Raw genomic sequence first — 15,567 nt, 5'->3', positions numbered from 1 at the left:
TTTTTAAAATATTATACCACTAAGCGTCGTTTGTTCCTCGCCGTGACTTCGTGAATTTATTTAAAAAAATAAATTATAATGCTTTTAGTTTTCCGTTGGCCTTGATGCCTCGCATCCTTTTATAAGCTAACTCAGCACTAATAACACACATTGGTAGACCTATGCCGGGATTAGTATTCGCTCCTACATAATACAAATTTTTCACTTTCTTGCTTACATTTCTAGGTCGCAGCACGGCTGTTTGAAATAAAGTATGCGACAAACCAAGAGCGGTGCCTTTATAACTATTGTATTTCTTCTTAAACTCTTCAATACTAAAAATTTTCTGAAACTCTATTCTCTTAGATAAATTCTTAACACCCATCTTATCCTCAATTGTGTTAATGATAGTCTCAGCATAAGCCTTAACCTGTCCTTTGCTATAAATCATACCTGAAGCAATCGGCACAAACACAACCAAATTCTCTTTTCCTACTGGAGCCATCTCCTCATCTATTTTTGTTGAGTTAAAAACATAAAAAGAGGGGTCCATAGGCCAAATTGGTCTTTTCAGCATCTGCTCAAAGTTCTTTTCCCAATCAAAGGCAAAATAAAAATTATGATGGATTAGCTCTGGAATTTCTCCATCTACGCCTAAATACAAAATAAGCCCCGATGGACCAATAATCTTCTTCTCCCAATATTTTTTTGGATAAGTTTGATATTTCTTTTTAATAAGGGTGGTTTCTACAAATGCCATATCTGCATTGCACACCACCTCGTCAGCTCTTATGAAGTGCCCATTATCTAACCGAACCCCTTGAGCATATCCATTTTCAATAATTATTTCTTCAACCGAAGCTCCCAAGTAATAATTGACCCCTAATCCTCGCCCTATCCTTTCCAATGCCTCAACAAGTTTGTACATCCCTCCCATCGGATAATAAACCCCCTGATTAAAATCCACATGAGACATAATTTGATATAAAGCAGGAGTGTTATGGGGAGAGCCACCTAAAAAAATCAATTGATATTCTAATAGTTTTCTTAAATCTCTGTTCTTAAAAAATTTTCTAACATAACTATCCATAGATGCAAAAAGAGAAAACTTACTAATATTTTTCAACATATTAAAATTCAAAAAATCTAATAAGCTGTCATAATTACGATACATAAACTCTTCCATTGCGATACCATATTTCTCTTTCGCATTTTCTAAATACTCTTCAAGTTTGGCAAAACTTCCAACCTCAAAATGCTCAAAAACTTCCTTTAGTTTTTCCCTATTCGTAAAAATATCTTTATGGCATTTCTTATCTGAATCAAAAAAAACTCTAAAGGATGGCTCCAATTTAACTAAATGTAAATGATCCTCAATATTCTCTCCTAATAACTTAAAAAAATGTTCAAATACCTCAGGCATCCAATAACGAGAAGGACCCATATCAAAAGAATAGCCTTTGTCTTGAAGCAAATTGCATTTACCACCTAAGCGCTCTTCTTTCTCATAAAGAGCAACCTCGTAGCCTTTTTTCGCTAATAGACAAGACATTGCCAGCCCGCCAATGCCTCCACCAACAATAATAACCTTCTCGCTCAAATAACGGCTCCTTCTTAATCTAACTACCTCAATAATAACCCTATTTGAAACATAATTCTATAGACGCTAAGTCTTCAAAAAATTGTAGAAACAAAAAAATGGTGCAACAAATGGACACGACACACGATATATGTTTATGAACTATAAAATCGTTGCGTCTATAATAACCCAAAGCTTAAGCATAATCATCCCCGCCTATAATGAAGAGGTAAGAATAGAGGAAAACTTAATAAGGATAGATGATTTTTTAAATCAATACGCACCAAACAGTGAAATGATTATTGTAAATGATGGATCATCTGATAACACAAAACAAGTAGTTACCTGCTTCAAAAGAACTAGCCGCTCTCCAGTTTCTTGCCTAACTCATAAAAATAGAGGAAAAGGGTTTTCAGTAAACAGAGGCATGCTAACATCAACATCCGAATTACGGCTATTCACGGATGCCGATGGATCCACAGATATTCATGAAACACTAAAGCTCTATATAGCACTTCAAAAATTTTCGGCAGACGGCAGTATTGGCTCTAGAGCGCTACCTGGTTCAATAATAAAAAGTCCTCAACCCTTCCATAGAAAAATAACCGGCAACACCTTAAGAGCACTTACAAGAAACACTATCCTGCCAGGTATTCGTGATACTCAATGTGGATTCAAAATGTTTACAAAAGAATTTTCCGAGCTAGTCTTCCCAAAACAAACAATAGATGGCTTTTCTTTTGATTTAGAAATCTTATACCTAGCAAAACTCTATCACCAACTTGTAGTTGAAGTTCCAATTGTTTGGGAAGACCAAGCTGGAAGCAAGGTTGATCCAGTAAAAGAAAGCTTCCGTTTCATAAAAACACTGGGGATTCTTCTTATTAACAGATTGCAAGGCCAATACAGCTTAACTCCCCCAACACCAAACACTTAACCTAATGCTATAATGTCTGGTATGCAAGATCCATGGAATACCTTAACTTTTGACTCAATTCTTACTGAAACAGAAAAAGTTACTGGCTTAAAACTATCCAATCTTGTCATTCAACGTAATAGCTACGTGAACCGAGTTTATGAGCTAACTGTTAAACAAAGTAACCAAAAATTAATTGTAAAATTCTATAGACCAGGACGTTGGACTAAGCAAATGATTCAAGAAGAACATAACTTCTTGTTTGAATTAGCTAGTGCCGAGCTACCTGTTATTGTGCCACTTATTTTTAACAAACAAACTCTTTTTAATTTTAATGACATCAACTTTACCATTTTTCCCAAAAAAGGCGGAAGAGCCATAGACGAACTTAACCAAGATAGCTGGACTCTAGTGGGGAGGCTTCTTGGAAGAATACATTTAATAGGAAAACCCATCCAGCATTCAAAGCGCATTATCTGGACACCTGAAAAGGCAACTAAGAAAAGTTTAAACTACTTATTAACAAACGACTTTATCCCAATAGATTACATGGTCTCCATCGAAAGAGTTGCTGATTTTTTTATGCAAAAGGCATCACTATTATTCAAACAAGAACCTCTTTTTCTAATACATGGCGATTGTCACCTTGGGAACCTCATTCATCGACCAGAGGAAGGAATATATCTCGTTGATTTTGACGATATGTGTATAGGACCAGCAGTCCAAGATCTTTGGATGCTTTTACCAGGCAACGTCAACCAATGCGACAAAGAAATCAACTGGTTTATCGACGGATATGAAACTTTCAGCTCCTTTAACCTCCAGTCACTACAATTAATACCCATATTAAAAGTCATGAGAATGATTCATTTTGCAAGCTGGTGTGCATTACAATCTAACGATGCCAGTTTTAAAAAACATTTCCCAGACTGGGGGTCCACTCAATACTGGAACCAATTAATACGTGAAATACAAGAAAACGTTTATGACTACGAAGAATAAGTAATTTTATCTGCTCTTGATATCTGGTATGATGCCCTTATGCAAATTAAAAAAACTCAGTTTATAACAGGAATGACCCAACAAGGAAGCACCTTAAGGCAGGAGATTCCTCAAATTGCTTTTATTGGAAGATCAAATGTAGGCAAGTCCAGTGCAATTAATGCTCTTACCAATAATAAGAATCTGGCTAAAACTAGTTCCTATCCTGGTCGAACTCAGCAAATCAATATTTTTTTAATCAATGATTCTACTTATTTTGTAGATTTACCCGGCTATGGCTTTACGAAAACATCCAAGTCTATCAGAACAAGCATTGGAGACCTAATAAATTGGTACTTTGATGCCTCTGGTTACGAACCAAAAGTAGTTGTTCTAATTGTAGATGCGCATGTTGGTCCAACTGAAAGCGATGTGGCCATGTTAAATTACTTTAAGGAAAGCAACAGAAATATTATTGTTCTTGCCAATAAAATTGACAAAATAAAACAATCTGAATTCGTAAAAAAACTTAGAAAAGTTGAAGAATTTGCAGGGAAAAACAAGGTCATTCCCTTTTCTTCCGAAAAAAAACAAGGTATTTATGAGTTATACAAAGAAATATTTTAAAAAATACTACTAATCTCAATAGCTAGCTGTCTTGTATTTCTATGGCAAATTATTTACTATAGAAAGTATGCTAACCATTAAGGAAACACTATAATGGATCAAACCCATACACCAACCATTAAGATTTCCGATGATAAACTAGAAGCATTCATCGTTCTTCAAGATATACATGATCCTATAGACGAGGAAAGCATAAAAAACTTACTACAAGCCCATAATATTACTTTTGGAATTAAAGAAGAGGCTCTAACCCTCTTGTCATCACAGGATCACAAATCACTTAAACACCTAATAGCACAAGGGATTCCCGCAGAAAACGGAAGTGACTCAAGCACTGTTTTTTATTTCAACACAACTCCTTTTATAGAAAGAGAACCCTTAAGGCGAGAAGATGATTCTCTCGATTACTACAATAAAGGTCCAATTGAACATGTTCTTGAAGGTGATAAAATAGCAAAAATGATCCCTCCTACTCCGGGAATTGAGGGAACAACTGTTACTGGGGAAACCATTCCAGCGATTGAAGGAAAGTTTGTCCCACTTTTTGCTGATGCGACAATACAATATTCTGAAGATGACCTTTTTTTTAGGTCATTAAAATCAGGGCATCCTATTCTAAAAAATAATAAGCTAAGTATCTTATCTTTGTTTGAAGTTAAAAACATCGACTTGTCCACTGGGAACATTGATTACCCAGGAGACGTATTAGTGCTTGGAGATATAAATTCAGGCTTTTCTGTAAACACCGAAAAAAATTTAGAAATCCGTGGATCTGTTCATCAAGCAAAAGTCTGTGCAAAAGGAAGTATCGTTTGTGTCGGCGGTAAAATTCTTGGTGAAGAAGGTTCTCTTATAGCCGGAGGTAATATTACCATCCCTTTTATTGATGGTGGGGCTGCAGAAGCAGGGGATAGTCTAACAATTCATAGACATATCATTAACGCTCAAATTTCTGTTAATAATTCTATTTTATGTAATCAAAATGAAGGATTAATTCTTGGCGGGAAGCTCAAGGCTACAAACCTTATCGAAACCTTTATTCTTGGTTGTGAAAACGAAACCAAAACAGAAGTCATCCTTAACAATATGACCGAAAGATTAGAGCGATTAAAAGAAATAGAAACAACCCGCAAAGAGCATAATAAAGAACTAAGCAATGGGTATGCTGCCTTCAAAAAATTAGAAAAATTAATTAAAAATAAAAACTTTACAAATAACATGAACGAACAATCTTACAAAGCTCTCAATACCTATAAGCAAATGCTTGATAGAAGAGAAAAAATGCAACAAGAATTGAAAGATCAACAAAAGGAAAAAGAAGAAATAAGTACATCATTGAAATTTGGAGCATCTCCAGAGCTTTACGTTTATGGAACAGTTTTTCCAAAAACATTCATAACTATCAATAATTCACGCATAATTATAAAAAATGCCCTCGCCAACATTAAGTTCACTGCTTTTAACAACGAAATACAAATTTATTCACTTAAAGAAGAGGAAGAAAATATAGAGAAAGAAGAAGAAAACAATGAAAGAACTTAAGGACAACGTCTCTCTTTAATATACTTCTCTTAAAATTCAACCACTATATCTCGTTCTTTAAATACTTTTGCCTCTCTTGCTCTGGATGTTTTTCTATAGCATACCGTAACATTGTTCGTGGCATCTCTTGATATCTAGAATAAAGAAAATCATCTTCGCTTTGCTTGTCGCGTTTACCTATTTCTCGAAGCATCCAACCAACTGCTTTATGTATTAGGTCGTGCTTATGATTCAATAAAATATCTGCAATCACCAAGGCATCAGAATAAGATTTTTTCCTGATAAAATAAAAGGTGCTTATTATTGCGATCCTCTGTTTCCACAAATCTTCCGTTTTCGCCCACTCATAAAGCAACTGTTTATTTTTCTCCCAAAGATAGGGACCAAGCAGTTTGGGCGCTGACAAATCAACTAAATCCCAACTATTGATACCTTTTATATTTTTTAAATAACAGTCAATAATTTCCTTTTTAAATAATTCTTTTTTTGCTTTCTGAAACTGTTCTGTCAAAATAAAAACAGCAAGCATTCTCTCTTCATGAATACTTGAGCTTAATAATTCAGAACAATCCTCCAGCGATAAATCTTGATAACTCTTAGCTATTTTATGCAAAATTGGAGAGGTAACTCCTACAAATATATCTCCCTCCCCATACTGACCCGGTGCTGTTTTAAAAAAACTTTTATAAATTAATGCCTTTTCGGCATTTGCTTGTTGCTTAAGCTCTATTTTTAACTCTTGTAAGCTATTCATCTTGTTCAAATATTACAACAAAACCGATTAATAATATATCGCTTGAATATGTATTGCTCCTTGAATTTTTTGAATAAGTTATTAAAATATCAAACATACATGAGGACTAGAATTTCTTTGCACACAAATTTTCTTTTATGTCTTATTATTAGGATGAAATTATGAAAAAACTAATTTTATTAATCATTCTTCTGCTCTGCTGGACTTTTGCAAGTCCAGTCTATGAATTCAAGTCTAATGTTCAAAAAAATCCACAATGGATTGCTGAATCGATGGAAGGCATAAAAAAAGAAGTAAGCAAATACGCTCTGCCCAACGGTGTTGTTGGAATAGCTATCAAAGACTTAAATTCAGGTGAAACCTTTTCACTAAATGGAAACATGGCTTTTCATCCAGCTAGCGTAATGAAAATTCCAGTCATGATTGAAGCCTACCACCAAGATGCCTTAGGCGTTATTTCCTTAGACGATAAAATGAGACTCAGTAAACGTTTTAAGCTTACTGGCTCAGGTAGCCTTCAATACCACAAGGATGGCGAAATTTTCACTATCAGAAGATTGATTGATTTAATGATCACAGACAGTGACAACACCGCTACTTACATGCTTGTAGAAAAACTGGGGATAAAAAACATCAACTCTTATATGAGAAGATGTGGTATTTATCGTACTGTTTTGAAGGACCCTACCATGCTCTGCAAGGAAGACGGAAAACATAACGTTACTAGTCCAGAAGATATGCTCAAGCTAATGGACAAAATGTACAAAGGACAATTAGTAAACGCAAAAGCTTCAACCGAAATGTTAGCTGTCATGAAAGCACAAAGACATAAATGGGGCATCGCTAGATTTCTTCCGAATGTAACTATTGCCAACAAAACAGGTTCTCTTGATTTTGTCAGAAATGATGTCGGTATTATCTATGCAAATAATAAACCATATATTATCTCTATTTTCAGCAAAGGCTTACCATCAAATTCAGGTGGAAGTGTAATGATTGGGTCGCTATCCAAAGTAATTTATGATGTAAGAAACCATATTATAGCAAGCAGTAAGTCTGCCTTAATTTCTTAACTTGAAATTTTTTTGAAAAATATTATTTATTTGTTTTCGTCTAACAAATCGTTCCAGCAATCTATTTGAATACTCACTTCTTCTGGAAGATTTTCCAGCGTTCCTGTAATCTTAATAGATTCTATCTTGTCACCTTGAGTTATTTTGTTAACAACTTCTTGATCTTTCTTCGCAACAACTTTCCCAAAAACCGTATGTTTTCCATCTAACCAAGGAGTTTTTCCATGTGTGATAAAAAACTGGCTTCCATTTGTGCTTGGACCTGAATTTGCCATAGACAAAACACCTGGCTGATCATGCTTTAGCTCAGCACAAAACTCATCTTGAAAGTTATATCCTGGACCACCGGTACCAGTCCCTAATGGACATCCGCCTTGAATCATAAAATCATCAATAACCCGATGAAACTTAAGTCCATCATAATAACCTCTATTCGCAAGATTCACAAAATTGGAGACAGTAAAAGGTGTCTTGTCTAGAAATAAGTCTAAACGAATAGCCCCCTTACTAGTTTTGATTGTTGCTCGAATTGTTCCTTTGGGTCTTTTCATAACGGATATTTTAGCAAGCAGTGGCAAATAAAACAATAAAAATTCCCTATCAATCCCAATACTGTGACTTATGTGTTTTATAATACCTTCTTCTAGTTTCTATATTCTCTTCTATTTTAAGTTGTAACGTCTCATCCAAATCAGGAACAAATTCAATGAACAATTCTACCAATCCTTTCAAAAGAGTAGTTACACATTCCGCAGCTGAGCCTAACGTATCGTTAGTTTTCTTGATTAAAAACTCAACAAACTGTTCTTGCTGTTCCACAGAAAGCTCACCCCAATATAATTTAATATGTTTAGCAAGACATCTAAATTCTGCTATTCCAAAATGACAATCACATACAAAATGTTCGGTAAATCCCTCTTTGCTCATGTGCCTAGGACCGTGAAAATCCAAATCTTTTTCAGACAAAGAGTCTAATAGTTTTTTTATGTTTTCTAACTTAGGGTTCTCGTACAAATTAACAAGTTGATTGTACTTAATATTATATTCTTCTTTTGTTGCTATTAAGCACTTCTCTAATTCTCTATGAAAAAAATTTAGTTCTTGATTAAAGTCTTCAATAAATCTATCAAATCTAGGGCTTTCCCAAGGTCTTATAGCTATAATTTTTTTATTCATATATATATATCGACTAAATAACAACAATAGCTCACTAAACTTTTTCTTATTTAGGGAAGTTTAGCTGTAATTAACCTCAAATTCACAGCATAGTGGTAAATGGTCCGAGAATAATGCTTCCTTGCAAACCTTAAAAAAATTGACTTTTATTTGTGGGCTGTGTAGCATGAAATCTAGCTGCTTCGCTGGTTTCTTGCTCGGGTAAGTCAACTGCTTCTTCGTATTCATATTCTTTAATCCTGATAAATCCAGAAATTCCTTTATCTCGCCTTCACCTCTGAACATATTAAAATCACCTGCTACAATAACTGGCTTGCTGGCTGTTTCTACTATTTTCAATAAACTAGCTAACTGTCGTTGCCTATTTTTATAAAATAAAGATAAGTGCACTAAAAATATCACAACATCCTCTAATTCCAATTCCACAACGAGTCGTTTTACGCCTTTATCAAAATAATGCAACTTTGTGCTTTTGATTTTCTGTTTTGTCAGGAAAGAATTCCCCTGATTAGTCATTAGAGGAATCATGCCAGTTCTAGAACCCTGGCGATATTTTGAATTGTAGTTAAATTTATATCCTAATTTTTTTGCAACACATTCTGCCTGATTCTCACCATAATGACGATAAGAACCTCCGTCTACTTCTATCAACCCGACAATGTCTGGATTCACTTCATTTATGAATGTAGAAATCTTACCAATATTGTGGCGAGTTCGTCTAAAAAACCCACTAAAAGGAAAAGGTGCATGAAACTTCCATCCACGGCCTGTTCCATAACGAATATTATAAAGCATTAAACTATATTTCATTTGATAAGTATAAACTCATTTGCCAAAATTAGTACCTTGTATTTGGTTTCAAGTAAAAAGTGAAGAAGCCTAAATGCTCAATTGTTCTAGAATAAAGACATCAAATTAAAGTTCTTCTCCGAATCCTGATACGTAGTTTGGGTTTTTTGAAATTTCCAGCAATATTTCATTAATTTCATCTTTATTAAAATACTCCGGATCATAATCTTCCCCTGCCCAGTCAACGCATTCTTCATATTCTTCATGTTTAGGATCTGACAAAACCTTCAACATTTCCATATAACCATAAGACCCACCAGAATCTTCGATAGGACAACTTCTTTTACCAGCAATACAAATAGGGTAATTAATCTGCTCTTCTGCCTTCAATATTTTTTCTAAAGCAATCTCATGTCGCCATCCGTCTCCAAAATCATAGATATAATTCAGCACATCTCCCTCTGATTTTAGGACATCAGCTATAATATGTTTTCTTTCATTTAAAGTACCCTCTGCTAATTCAATGCCTTCTTCAACCATGCCATAATATTTTCCGTCTTTACTAAAATCATGAAGATGAGAATTGGTCCAGACCATAGCTTCTTGAATAGTATTGTGTAGAGTATAAAGAGTGGAATTACTTTTTATTTGTATTCTTCTCCAAATTGGAGGTGTTACACCTCGCAGAGTAATTTTTAATTGATATACAGTTTTGTCGTTATTTTGTAATATTATTATTTTTGCACTCATTTATTGTTAACCTCCATTATTATTACTTTAATTATACAAAATTTAATCATAATTCCCCAAAATCTTCTTAGCTCTATCTTTGATCACCTCTATTAGCTCTGGTGGTTCTAAGACCGTAACATCTTTACCCCAGCCAAGTATCCAAGGGATTATTTCAGAAAGTCCATCTACAGTTAAAGAGAGGTTCATGGAGCCATCTTTATTAAAGACTATTTCTTGTGTTTTATGCCATTTACGTTGAGCAATCCATTCTGCTATTTCATCTGAGAAACATAACTTAATACAAGTTGGCTCACCTTTGATGATGCCCCAAGCATTGCCAATAAAATCTTCAGGTGTGAAATCTTTTGGTATAGTAAATTTTTCTTTAGTTGGCTCTATTTTCTCGATATTGGAAATGGCAAATATACGCAACTTTTTACGAAGATGACAGTAACCTATCACCAACCAGCTGGAAGAGGTCCAACGGATATGGTAAGGATCAAATACGCGTTCACTTCTTTCTTTGCCCCAAGCAGTATAATAGGTCATTTTCACTGATACCTTTTTATTAATAGCTTCTCTTAGTGCAAGGAAAGCTTTCTCTCCGCTTGCCTTTTTCCCTTTACCAAAATCAAAGGATAGATGGCTGGATAAACCTTCTTCTGAATTAATCATTTCATCTGCAAGATAGAGCTTTTGGAGTAGCTTAGTAAAAGTCTTTTGTGTGCCAGGCTGGATTTCTGGTAGGGCTATTTCTGATAAATATAAGATAAAACGCTCTTCATCTGACAGCTTTAACCCAGGCATAACTTCCGGAGTTCCCGGAGGATAATAATAACCTTTTTTAACAGCATCATATTGGATGTCAGCACAAAGAAAATCTCGAAGTGCTTCAATGTCGCGTTGCATGGTGCGGGGACTAAGTTCAAATTCCTTTGCTAAAGTATTAGCATTAGGGTATTTCCCGTCTCTTATTTGACGGTCAATCTGAACCATTCTTACTAATACGTGGCGGTCTAGGTTTGGGTTATTCATCATTGTTAATTCCGTTCTTGGATCTTCCATTCATCTTCCTGAATCGCAGCAGTCCATTTGTCTGCAAATTGTAGCAGCAAAGTAAGCGGTGTTTCGTTCATACGATATTCCAGATTAATAACGCCACCATAGGTTGGATAAAGCCCATCCTGCGAGGCAATCGCCTGTACTTCTTCTGGAAACAATTGAACATGTTGAGAGATCAAATGTAGGCTTTGCACACCAATGCTCATCGTGACGCAATCAGGGTTAGTAATATAGTGTATTCCACGGTTTTTCTTTTGCCACTCGTCTGTATTCGGTAAATAATAGGGAGTACCAGGAAACCCTGTTTTTCCAAGGTCATGGAACAGCGCAACTATTACACAACTTTCGTCACTTATCTGTGGGGCCATTGTGGCTTTAAGTTTAAGAAGCGTGTTAGCAACACCAACGGAATGCTCAATAAGCCCACCTTCTTTGCATAAATGAAACCGAGTACTTGCAGGTGCAGTAAGCCAACTGGTTTCTGTTTCTAGAAACTTGAAGAAATTTTCCACTTGTTCCTTACGGTTAATAATTTTTGATAATAGATTTTTCATTTTTTACTCCCTTTTCTTATTAGCATAACACGGGCAGTGCGACAGCTGTTGTCGTGGGTGGAAAATTATTTAATAGCTAGGTACAGTTAGAATATTTTGAGTTAACTCTCTAGACCAGCCGTTATAGTGTTATTCGCCATAATCTTTATTATTTATAGCCTCAATAATTTTTTCCGCTGAGTCTTTTGTTATAGAAAACAATGTCCCAATAAATCTATAATTATTTCCTGTAATTTCTTTTATCTTAGATGCGGATATCGCTGGATTCACAAGTGTAAAAAAGTTTAATTTCACACTATAATCTTCATTAATGTACTCTTCTTCGTTATGATATTTTTTTTTCTGGACTTTCCCACTTGTCGTGCCAAATGCAACTATTCCTACGCCTGATCTATACAAGAAAACTTTACTACCTGGCTTTATTTTCTCTATTTTATATTTCCATGGTTCAAAAAATGCTGCTGCTTCTTGTCTCTCTATCATACGCTCATCATCTTTTGGAGAATTACGATAATTAGTATTTAAAATATAACAATCATCTGAAACATCTTCAAATGGATCATCCTCAATATTAAACGGATTCATTTCAAGCAGGAATTGCTTTGAGTCATCCATAGGAGGGTACACTCTATACAGCCATGCTTTTACCTCAAGCCCATAATTACTCCAATAGTTAATTGCTTGTCTTGTTTTTACATCAATACCATTTGTTATAATTACAAAAACTTGTTTTGCATTTATTTCTTCTTTTTTAATATCAACATCTATTTTTTTACCAAATTGTTGAATAAATGCATTTTCAAGAGTTTGATTCATATGCTCTGTCCTATAGCGTTTATCTAAGTCATCATAGTTATGTTGGCCAAATATTTGACCATAACGTAATGCTTGTAAAATGTTTTCATCATTAGATTCCCATATTTTTAATTCAAAAATATATAATTTACCTTTTGAATCTATCGCTAATAAATCTGGTTCTTCTGGACCACGTCTAGATTCGAATATTTTTAATAAATTTCCATTGGAAAATAGTTCGTCAAAATGATTATATAATATTTTTTGAAAATACCTTTCAACTTGATTTTCCTTTGTGTTTAAATTCTTTATATCAATTAATTCACTTAATTTTTTACCTGTTATCTTTTTCATTTTTTGATTCTCTGGATTTACTTTTAGCAACATACAATTCCACTTCCTTTTCTTTCTATTTTATAGATAATAAACCTATAAAGCCAGACCATAAGTTACTCCAAGTCATACCAATACGTGAGTGTTTCTAGTAACTCTTCAACTGAATATCTATCTAACCGGAATATTTTTATTTTGTTTGGATTTCCTGTTTCTTTAAGGTTATCCCAATATTCGTCCCATTCCTTACCCTTAGTTAGAGGATCAATTATTGCGAATAAGGCTTCAGTATCGCGTAATAGCCCACAAAAGTCATCATAGGTGTCTTCCTCTGAAAGGGTGTCATCATATATGGATTCCCATAGGTCTAATTTAAATCCCTTGTCTGTTAAAAAGCTTTTTAGTTCCTCGTTTATAGTTGCGTTGGCGTTAATTATTAGAACTTCTCTAGTCACTATCTTCCTCGCTTTTATCATTATCCCAATACTCATCATCCTCTTCTTTGCTAATTTCAAAATCTTCTACATTTAATAAAATTGCATCTTCGACTATAGCTTCTTCTGTTACATCAATCTGATCATTCATTACAAAGTTATAAGCTAAATAAGCAGTCAAGTTATCCATCAGTTACCTTCTTCTTCTACCCTTATTCACTAAATCATCAAGTCCCACTAAAAGCATTGGTATTAACAAAAAAGGCAATATTAAGATAAACGACACTGAAAAAATTAGCTTTGTTGTCTGCCAGAAATCTAGTTTATATATATTCATAATTTTTCTACCTCCTTAGTACATATATAAATAACATAACATGGTCACTATGACACTTAGTGTCGTTGGTGTGGAAAATTATTATTTGGTTGAGTTATCTTCTCTTATTGATGAATTTGATACTATTACTAAAAAGCACAAAGAGCATCGGTATTGCTAATATTCCAATGGCATATATAAATAAACCAAAAATAATTAGCCTAACAAAATCCCAAAAATTAAGCCTATCCATTAGGTTAAGAAATTCACGCATCATTTGTAACCTCCTTGGTTTTAAGGATACCACTGCCACTATGACAGCTATTGTCGTATAGAAATAAATTCTTCCCAGCTAATAGTAATGTTCTCTGAAAAGGCATTTTCATTAAAATCCATACTAATCTCAAAATCTCCTGAAACTACCTGAACAAACTCATTGGTTTCTCCAAGTGTTAGCCCTCCATCAAACGATATCTTAATATTTTTTATCTGTTCATTCTCAAGAACTGATAATAATTTCTTAAATTCATTTTGTTCTTTTTTAGTAAATGTTTTTTGCATAGTCAGTTCCTCCTATTATTAAGATAACACTGCCAGTATGACAGCTATTGTCGTAGGGTGAAAATTAATTAAAAAAGGATTATTCTAAAAGTTTATTCGTCCAACATTAGTTTTTTTATTGGATTTTTAAGTTTCTTTAATTGTTCACGTTCAATAATGCTAATGCTTTTATTAGGCGTTGGTAATTCTTCTGGCATTGTACCTCCAACACGCTCAATAGTTTTACGAACTTCTCTACCTACAATAAAATGAACTTCATTGGCATCATCTGCCGTAGCTGTTTTATCCTTTTTTAATTTTTCTTCTGTTTGAGATATTCTAAACAAATTAGCAATCAGCTCTGTACTGCTCATAAAATCAAGAATACGTTCGCTTTGCTTTAAATTTTTTTTTCTATGTATATCCTCAACCTTTAATCCACCATAAAGTCCCATATAACCAGAATTTTGAAATATAGCATACTCTTCATCTGTTACAACGCCCGCAATATGCGCTGACTCTGCAAGCATTTGATTCCATTGTTTAATATCACCTCTAATAACTAATCGCTTATTATCTTCGTCCAACTGATTAAAATAATCAGCTACTTCTTGTCTTCTGGTTTGTATTGCAAAGTAAGTTTGCCCTAAAGCAATAACTTCTTTGCGTGGGTCACCGTTTTGCACAATCAAATAACAGGCATAACGAGAAAGTTTGTAATCTAAAACAGGTTTTGATGTAGCACCAGCTTCTACGATTTTGCTGACCTCAGCAAAATGGTCACTAATTTCATATCCACTATTTTTACAAGACAGTTTTGCACGTTCTAATACTTTAGCAAAATTACGCCACTGAACATATTCAAGAGCTACTGCTAATTCACGAGCAAACCAAAACTCACCGGCTTCTTCTGAAACATGTTTAATGGTTTCAAAGGTTATATATTCTTGTGCTTTTAGCTCGCTCATACTTTAACCCCTATTTATTAAAAACTAGTTTGTCTGAATTTTACTAACCATTTGCTTAAAATACAAGTTTGGTCGATACGCAGCGAAGGTTTTATACAGCTATTTCAAAATGAATGCGTGGGTAATGCTCATAATTCTCTACTATAGAATCTGTGTATTCCCAATTATAAATAGATGTAAATTTATTAGTAACAAGTTTTGGCAAAGGCTTTACGTCACGTTGGAGCTGTTCTTTAAGTCCATCCACATGATTACAATAAATATGTGCATCTGCTAAAAAACCAACCAATTTAGGTTCTTTCTTAAATAAGTTGCAATAATTTAGAAAAAGCCAATAAACAAAAGGGCTCTGGAAGAATTATAATATTTCACGTAAACTTTAAATATTATGGATAAAAAAACACTCAATAAATTAAT

21 protein-coding genes are annotated in these 15,567 nt (G+C 34.1%); 5 read left to right on the top strand and 16 right to left on the bottom strand.

All coding sequences use genetic code 11. From position 1 onward, the window contains the following. Window positions 1–73: 73 nt before the first annotated feature. On the bottom strand, window positions 74–1,579 hold the full coding sequence (gene crtI, locus PHF25_03385) for a phytoene desaturase family protein (GenBank protein MDD4527064.1): 1,506 nt from the start codon (window positions 1,577–1,579) through the stop codon (window positions 74–76). Between the two features lie 136 nt (window positions 1,580–1,715). Between crtI and PHF25_03380 the strand changes: the two genes are divergently transcribed. The 4 genes from PHF25_03380 to PHF25_03365 all read left to right on the top strand — a co-directional run bounded on the left by PHF25_03380 (window position 1,716) and on the right by PHF25_03365 (window position 5,624). Beyond that, window positions 1,716–2,495, top strand: coding sequence for a glycosyltransferase family 2 protein (locus PHF25_03380; GenBank protein MDD4527063.1), 780 nt, complete (start codon window positions 1,716–1,718; stop codon window positions 2,493–2,495). Between the two features lie 21 nt (window positions 2,496–2,516). Beyond that, window positions 2,517–3,476, top strand: coding sequence for a serine/threonine protein kinase (locus PHF25_03375; protein ID MDD4527062.1), 960 nt, complete (start codon window positions 2,517–2,519; stop codon window positions 3,474–3,476). 39 nt (window positions 3,477–3,515) lie between these two features. Beyond that, the gene (gene yihA, locus PHF25_03370; GenBank protein ID MDD4527061.1) at window positions 3,516–4,082 is read left to right on the top strand and encodes a ribosome biogenesis GTP-binding protein YihA/YsxC; all 567 of its coding nucleotides are present in this window, start codon (window positions 3,516–3,518) and stop codon (window positions 4,080–4,082) included. Between the two features lie 93 nt (window positions 4,083–4,175). Further along, window positions 4,176–5,624 (top strand): FapA family protein, encoded by a 1,449-nt coding sequence (locus tag PHF25_03365; protein MDD4527060.1) that lies wholly within the window; start codon window positions 4,176–4,178, stop codon window positions 5,622–5,624. A gap of 43 nt (window positions 5,625–5,667) precedes the next feature. On the opposite strand, the gene PHF25_03360 is transcribed toward PHF25_03365, so the two are convergent. Next, window positions 5,668–6,378, bottom strand: a complete 711-nt coding sequence (locus tag PHF25_03360) for a DNA alkylation repair protein (protein ID MDD4527059.1) — start codon at window positions 6,376–6,378, stop codon at window positions 5,668–5,670. A gap of 161 nt (window positions 6,379–6,539) precedes the next feature. Here PHF25_03360 and PHF25_03355 point away from each other — a divergent pair, with 161 nt between their 5' ends. After that, window positions 6,540–7,451, top strand: coding sequence for a class A beta-lactamase-related serine hydrolase (locus PHF25_03355; protein ID MDD4527058.1), 912 nt, complete (start codon window positions 6,540–6,542; stop codon window positions 7,449–7,451). A 26-nt stretch (window positions 7,452–7,477) separates the two neighbouring features. On the opposite strand, the gene PHF25_03350 is transcribed toward PHF25_03355, so the two are convergent. The 14 genes from PHF25_03350 to PHF25_03285 form a co-directional block, all read right to left on the bottom strand. Beyond that, window positions 7,478–8,002, bottom strand: coding sequence for a peptidylprolyl isomerase (locus PHF25_03350; GenBank protein ID MDD4527057.1), 525 nt, complete (start codon window positions 8,000–8,002; stop codon window positions 7,478–7,480). 49 nt (window positions 8,003–8,051) lie between these two features. After that, window positions 8,052–8,627 (bottom strand): hypothetical protein, encoded by a 576-nt coding sequence (locus PHF25_03345; GenBank protein MDD4527056.1) that lies wholly within the window; start codon window positions 8,625–8,627, stop codon window positions 8,052–8,054. A gap of 60 nt (window positions 8,628–8,687) precedes the next feature. Further along, window positions 8,688–9,437 carry an endonuclease/exonuclease/phosphatase family protein gene (locus PHF25_03340; protein ID MDD4527055.1) on the bottom strand — a complete coding sequence of 250 codons (750 nt, stop codon included), beginning with the start codon at window positions 9,435–9,437 and terminating at the stop codon, window positions 8,688–8,690. A 105-nt stretch (window positions 9,438–9,542) separates the two neighbouring features. Continuing rightward, window positions 9,543–10,166, bottom strand: coding sequence for a plasmid pRiA4b ORF-3 family protein (locus tag PHF25_03335; GenBank protein MDD4527054.1), 624 nt, complete (start codon window positions 10,164–10,166; stop codon window positions 9,543–9,545). 42 nt (window positions 10,167–10,208) lie between these two features. Beyond that, on the bottom strand, window positions 10,209–11,213 hold the full coding sequence (locus PHF25_03330; protein ID MDD4527053.1) for a WYL domain-containing transcriptional regulator: 1,005 nt from the start codon (window positions 11,211–11,213) through the stop codon (window positions 10,209–10,211). Then, window positions 11,189–11,722, bottom strand: coding sequence for an HD domain-containing protein (locus tag PHF25_03325; GenBank protein MDD4527052.1), 534 nt, complete (start codon window positions 11,720–11,722; stop codon window positions 11,189–11,191). Before PHF25_03325 ends, PHF25_03330 begins: the two co-directional genes overlap by 25 nt. A 171-nt stretch (window positions 11,723–11,893) precedes the next feature. Further along, complete coding sequence (locus PHF25_03320; GenBank protein ID MDD4527051.1) at window positions 11,894–12,946, bottom strand: hypothetical protein; 1,053 nt, start codon at window positions 12,944–12,946, stop codon at window positions 11,894–11,896. Between the two features lie 62 nt (window positions 12,947–13,008). Then, the gene (locus PHF25_03315; GenBank protein MDD4527050.1) at window positions 13,009–13,347 is read right to left on the bottom strand and encodes a hypothetical protein; all 339 of its coding nucleotides are present in this window, start codon (window positions 13,345–13,347) and stop codon (window positions 13,009–13,011) included. Next, window positions 13,340–13,516 (bottom strand): hypothetical protein, encoded by a 177-nt coding sequence (locus tag PHF25_03310; protein ID MDD4527049.1) that lies wholly within the window; start codon window positions 13,514–13,516, stop codon window positions 13,340–13,342. The genes PHF25_03315 and PHF25_03310 overlap by 8 nt, the downstream gene beginning before the upstream one ends. A 3-nt stretch (window positions 13,517–13,519) precedes the next feature. Then, window positions 13,520–13,663 carry a hypothetical protein gene (locus tag PHF25_03305; protein MDD4527048.1) on the bottom strand — a complete coding sequence of 48 codons (144 nt, stop codon included), beginning with the start codon at window positions 13,661–13,663 and terminating at the stop codon, window positions 13,520–13,522. Window positions 13,664–13,757: 94 nt separating this feature from the next. Continuing rightward, the gene (locus PHF25_03300; protein MDD4527047.1) at window positions 13,758–13,919 is read right to left on the bottom strand and encodes a hypothetical protein; all 162 of its coding nucleotides are present in this window, start codon (window positions 13,917–13,919) and stop codon (window positions 13,758–13,760) included. Between the two features lie 44 nt (window positions 13,920–13,963). After that, window positions 13,964–14,203 (bottom strand): hypothetical protein, encoded by a 240-nt coding sequence (locus PHF25_03295; GenBank protein ID MDD4527046.1) that lies wholly within the window; start codon window positions 14,201–14,203, stop codon window positions 13,964–13,966. Window positions 14,204–14,295: 92 nt separating this feature from the next. Beyond that, the gene (dinD, locus tag PHF25_03290; protein ID MDD4527045.1) at window positions 14,296–15,150 is read right to left on the bottom strand and encodes a DNA damage-inducible protein D; all 855 of its coding nucleotides are present in this window, start codon (window positions 15,148–15,150) and stop codon (window positions 14,296–14,298) included. A 91-nt stretch (window positions 15,151–15,241) separates the two neighbouring features. Beyond that, window positions 15,242–15,439, bottom strand: coding sequence for a thymidylate synthase (locus tag PHF25_03285; GenBank protein MDD4527044.1), 198 nt, complete (start codon window positions 15,437–15,439; stop codon window positions 15,242–15,244). Between the last annotated feature and the right edge of the window lie 128 nt (window positions 15,440–15,567).

The sequence above is a fragment of the Candidatus Margulisiibacteriota bacterium genome, from assembly GCA_028706105.1.
GTDB lineage: Bacteria > Margulisbacteria > Riflemargulisbacteria > GWF2-35-9 > DYQY01 > DYQY01.
The sequence above is the reverse complement of the archived record's forward strand: the minus strand, read 5'-3'. Positions and strand labels throughout refer to the sequence as shown.

Excerpts from the sequence above, each read along its gene's own strand:
- PHF25_03330 (MDD4527053.1), bottom strand. The coding sequence starts at position 11,213 with ATGGAAGATCCAAGAACGGAATTAACAATGATGAATAACCCAAACCTA.
- PHF25_03310 (MDD4527049.1), bottom strand. The coding sequence starts at position 13,516 with ATGGATAACTTGACTGCTTATTTAGCTTATAACTTTGTAATGAATGAT.
- PHF25_03380 (MDD4527063.1), top strand. The coding sequence starts at position 1,716 with ATGAACTATAAAATCGTTGCGTCTATAATAACCCAAAGCTTAAGCATA.
- yihA (MDD4527061.1), top strand. The coding sequence starts at position 3,516 with ATGCAAATTAAAAAAACTCAGTTTATAACAGGAATGACCCAACAAGGA.
- PHF25_03355 (MDD4527058.1), top strand. The coding sequence starts at position 6,540 with ATGAAAAAACTAATTTTATTAATCATTCTTCTGCTCTGCTGGACTTTT.
- PHF25_03345 (MDD4527056.1), bottom strand. The coding sequence starts at position 8,627 with ATGAATAAAAAAATTATAGCTATAAGACCTTGGGAAAGCCCTAGATTT.
- PHF25_03300 (MDD4527047.1), bottom strand. The coding sequence starts at position 13,919 with ATGATGCGTGAATTTCTTAACCTAATGGATAGGCTTAATTTTTGGGAT.
- PHF25_03340 (MDD4527055.1), bottom strand. The coding sequence starts at position 9,437 with ATGAAATATAGTTTAATGCTTTATAATATTCGTTATGGAACAGGCCGT.
- PHF25_03375 (MDD4527062.1), top strand. The coding sequence starts at position 2,517 with ATGCAAGATCCATGGAATACCTTAACTTTTGACTCAATTCTTACTGAA.
- PHF25_03320 (MDD4527051.1), bottom strand. The coding sequence starts at position 12,946 with ATGTTGCTAAAAGTAAATCCAGAGAATCAAAAAATGAAAAAGATAACA.
- PHF25_03360 (MDD4527059.1), bottom strand. The coding sequence starts at position 6,378 with ATGAATAGCTTACAAGAGTTAAAAATAGAGCTTAAGCAACAAGCAAAT.
- PHF25_03295 (MDD4527046.1), bottom strand. The coding sequence starts at position 14,203 with ATGCAAAAAACATTTACTAAAAAAGAACAAAATGAATTTAAGAAATTA.
- PHF25_03335 (MDD4527054.1), bottom strand. The coding sequence starts at position 10,166 with ATGAGTGCAAAAATAATAATATTACAAAATAACGACAAAACTGTATAT.
- PHF25_03350 (MDD4527057.1), bottom strand. The coding sequence starts at position 8,002 with ATGAAAAGACCCAAAGGAACAATTCGAGCAACAATCAAAACTAGTAAG.
- dinD (MDD4527045.1), bottom strand. The coding sequence starts at position 15,150 with ATGAGCGAGCTAAAAGCACAAGAATATATAACCTTTGAAACCATTAAA.
- PHF25_03305 (MDD4527048.1), bottom strand. The coding sequence starts at position 13,663 with ATGAATATATATAAACTAGATTTCTGGCAGACAACAAAGCTAATTTTT.
- PHF25_03365 (MDD4527060.1), top strand. The coding sequence starts at position 4,176 with ATGGATCAAACCCATACACCAACCATTAAGATTTCCGATGATAAACTA.